The 3,786-nt window shown below is 43.5% G+C and carries 2 protein-coding genes and 2 pseudogenes; all 4 read left to right on the top strand.

From position 1 onward, the window contains the following. Nucleotides 1-113 precede the first annotated feature (113 nt). Nucleotides 114-281: pseudogene (locus tag IM477_RS11770) on the top strand (DUF3782 domain-containing protein); the annotation flags it as partial. A gap of 135 nt (nt 282-416) precedes the next feature. After that, the gene (locus IM477_RS11765) at nt 417-3,254 is read left to right on the top strand and encodes a tetratricopeptide repeat protein (protein WP_287731836.1); all 2,838 of its coding nucleotides are present in this window, start codon (nt 417-419) and stop codon (nt 3,252-3,254) included. A gap of 72 nt (nt 3,255-3,326) precedes the next feature. Further along, entirely contained in the window at nt 3,327-3,548 is a 222-nt protein-coding gene (locus tag IM477_RS11760) for a hypothetical protein (protein WP_002736659.1), read from the top strand. Further along, a pseudogene (locus IM477_RS11755) lies at nt 3,526-3,786 on the top strand (hypothetical protein); the annotation flags it as partial. The gene IM477_RS11760 and the pseudogene IM477_RS11755, both read left to right, overlap by 23 nt.

The following is a 3,786-nucleotide window of genomic DNA, read 5'->3' as shown; positions in this document are numbered from 1 at the left end:
GTCGATCCTTGTACAGCAACATTTTTGAAGATTATCAACTACTAATAAATAATTAACTGAAAGTCCCTCCCATTATTGTTTCTATCGTTTGTTTTCGGATTTATGCAAGAGGTCTAATGCCTCGTTTTCGAGATGTAAAGGCTTTGGGAGCGGTGGCAGCGATGGTGGTTCCCAATGAGGTGGCGAGTTACGCTTGTCGTCAGGGTTTGTTTGTGTTGGTGCAGTCAGGGGAAAATGTAATAATTTTAAATGATGCGGAGTTTACGCCTCGGGTTTGGTAGGTTTAGCTTTTTCTCGAAATCTTATAGGTTCTGTGTGATCAGTTTAACTTACATTATGATCGATCTTTGTGTCCTCTGTGTCTTTGTGGTTCGTTCCATCCCCTCGCTAGGAGAGATGTATCAATGATAGAACAGATGAAGAAGCAATTTTTTGTCAGCTATAATGGGCGTGATAAGCAGTGGGCAGAATGGATTGCGTGGATACTCGAAGAAGCGGGTTATTCTGTCATTATTCAAGCTTGGGATTTTCGCCCCGGCAGTAATTTTGTTTTAGAAATGCAGAATGCGACTGTTCAAGCTGAAAAAACGCTCGCTGTTCTCTCCAGTAACTACTTAAATGCGCTCTATACCCATCCAGAATGGGCGGCAGCTTTCGCTCAAGATCCCACAGGTCAAAAAAGAACTTTAATCCCCATTCGTGTCTCAGAATGCGAAATTAAGGGGCTGTGGCAACAGATTGTTTATGCAGACGTGGTTAATCTTTCGGAAGCTGAGGCGAAGGATGTCGTTTTAGCCGCATTGCAGGAGAGGGCAAAACCGACGCAAGCACCGGGCTTTCCGGGAGTCAGTCTTCCCCCTGCTGAACGTATTACGCCGCAGCGAGTGGATTATCCGGGGGCAGAAGTTCCCCATAATTTAGCCAAGGCGCGTACTGGGGCGGTTAATTTTGTGGGGCGTGAAGATGCAATGGTACAACTGCACCACCAGTTACAGCAACAAGAAAGAATTGCGATTACCGCCGTCGTTACGGGAATGGCAGGAGTCGGTAAAACAGAATTAGCACTCCAGTATGCGCTATATCATAAGAGAAAATCGACTTATCCCGGCGGTATTTGTTGGATAGGGGTGCAAGCGGAAACGGTGGGGGTACAACTATTAAATTTTGCTAAGTCGCTGTTGGGCTTGTTTCCCCCGGAAGATTTGAATTTGCGGGGGCAATTAGATTATTGTTGGGCGAGATGGCAACCGCCGGGGGATGTACTGCTAATTTTAGATGATGTGCATCAGTATGGGGAAATCCAAGATTATTTGCCTCCCCAAGAACAACGTTTTAAGGTATTGATTACGACTCGGCAACATTGGCTGGCAGCATCTTTTGAGCAGTTGCGCTTACCCGTTTTAAGCGAATCAGCCGCCCTTGCTTTACTGGAATCTCTGATTGGTGCGTCGCGTCTGCAAGCTGAATTAGAGGTAGGGAAGGGGTTATGTGCGTGGCTGGGGTATTTGCCTTTAGGGTTGGAATTGGTGGGGCGTTTCCTTAAGCGGCGTACTAATTGGACATTGGCGAGGATGCAGCAGCAGTTGATAGATAAGGGTTTACAGTTGTCTGCTTTGCAGAATCCTTCGGGAGATATGACGGCGCAAAGAGGGGTAGAGGCTGCTTTTGAGGTGAGTTGGGAGGCGTTAAATCAACCAGCGCGGGATTTAGGCTGTTTTCTCAGTCTCTTTGCTTTGGCTCCTATTCCTTGGCGGTTGGTGATAGAGCGGTGTTTGTCTGCTGAGGATGAGGAGGAGTTGGAAGATATTAGAGAGGACGAATTACTTAACCTTCATCTGTTGCAAGCGGTAGAGGGAGAAGTTTATCAGTTTCATCCGTTGGTGCGACAGTTTTTTCAAGCTAAGTTGGCACTGCGAGAGGATGGGGATGAGTTGAAACGCTCCTTTTGTCGAGGTATGGTTGAGGAGGCAAAGACTATTCCTGAGACTCCCACCAAGGAGCAAATAGAAGCCGTTGCCCTATCTATTCCCCATATTGCGGAGTCAGCGACAGCGTTGGAAAAATGGCTGGAGGATGAGGATTTAATTCCGTCTTTTGAAGGATTGGGACGATTTTATGAGGGACAAGGATTCTACGATTTAGCTGAACCTTGGTATAAGCAATGTCTAGAAGTAACTCGCCACCGCTTGGGAGAAGAACATCCCGATGTGGCAACTTCCCTCAACAATTTAGCATTATTGTACTATTATCAAGGAAGATATGAAGAAGCAGAACCCCCTTATTTACAAGCATTAAAATTGAGAAAACGACTATTAGGAGAGAATCATCCAAATGTAGCATATTCCCTTAACAATTTAGCATTATTGTACTATTCTCAAGGAAGATACTTAGAAGCAGAACCCCTCTTTTTACAAGCTTTAGAATTGTTTAAACGACTATTAGGGGAGAATCATCCCGATGTTGCACGATCCCTCAGTGGTTTAGCGGGATTGTACAAATCCCAAGGAAAGTACAAAGAAGCAGAACTTCTATATTTACAAGCATTAGAATTGAGTCAACGACTATTAGGTGACAATCGTCCCCTTTTAGCTTCTTCTCTCAACAATTTAGCGAACTTGTACTATTCCCAGGGAAGGTACGAAGAAGTAGAACCCCTTTATTTACGAGCAGTAGAATTAAGGAAACGACTATTCGGGAGCAATCATCCGCTTGTAGCTTCTTCTCTCAACAATTTAGCAGGATTTTACCGTTCCCAAGGAAAGTACGCAGAAGCAGAACCCCTTTATTTACAAGCTTTAGAATTAAGAAAACGACTATTCGGTAGCAATCATCCCCTTGTAGCTTCTTCCTTCAACAATTTAGCAGGATTGTACGAATCACAAGGAAGGCACGAAGAAGCTGAACCCATCTATTTACAAGCTTTAGAATTAAGGAAACAACTATTAGGGGAGAATCATCCCGATGTTGCACGATCCCTCAACAATTTAGCAGCATTGTACCGTTCCCAAGGCAGGTACTCAGAAGCGGAACCTCTCTATCTACAAGCATTAGATTTGAGAAAACGACTCTTGGGAGACAATCATCCCGATGTGGCACGATCCCTCAACAATTTAGCAAGATTGTACAATTCCCAAGGAAAGTACGAAGAAGCAGAACCTCTCTATTTACAAGCTTTAACAATTGCGGAGCAAGCTTTAGGGGAGAATCATCCTACTACTGTTAAGATTCGGGAAAACTTAGAGTCGCTCCCGTAGGATGGGTTATTAACCCATCCGATAATACAACAATATAAAATAATACAATCCCCTTCAATCAACCAAACAATCATGACTACACTCAAAGATATTGAATCCGCGATTCTCCAGTTGCCTGACGAAGAAATCCATCAATTATCAGCTTGGTTACAAGACTATCTTGATGATAGTTGGGACAAACAGATAAAAAACGATCTCGAATCAGGGAAACTCGATCGACTATTACAAAAAGTCAACAATGATATCAGTAACAATCAAGTTAAGCCTTTAGATGAAATCCTTAACAACTCCTGATTTTTGGCCATGTTATGCCAACTTATCTCCCTACATTAAGCAACAGGCAAAAAAAGCCTATCGTCTCTGGATTAGTAATGTTTTCCATCGATCATTACATTTCAAGAAAGTAGGGAAAAATGTCTGGTCAGTCCGAATAACTGGACTTCCCCCATACAGAAATACTAACAAATCAACGAAACCCTTACTGCAGGTCGCTTCTCAGAAAAAATTGAAAAGAGGCTACTGGGTACATTTT

The sequence above is a fragment of the Microcystis sp. M090S1 genome (assembly GCF_020246295.1).
Taxonomy (GTDB): Bacteria; Cyanobacteriota; Cyanobacteriia; order Cyanobacteriales; family Microcystaceae; genus Microcystis; species Microcystis aeruginosa.
The sequence above is the reverse complement of the archived record's forward strand: the minus strand, read 5'-3'. Positions and strand labels throughout refer to the sequence as shown.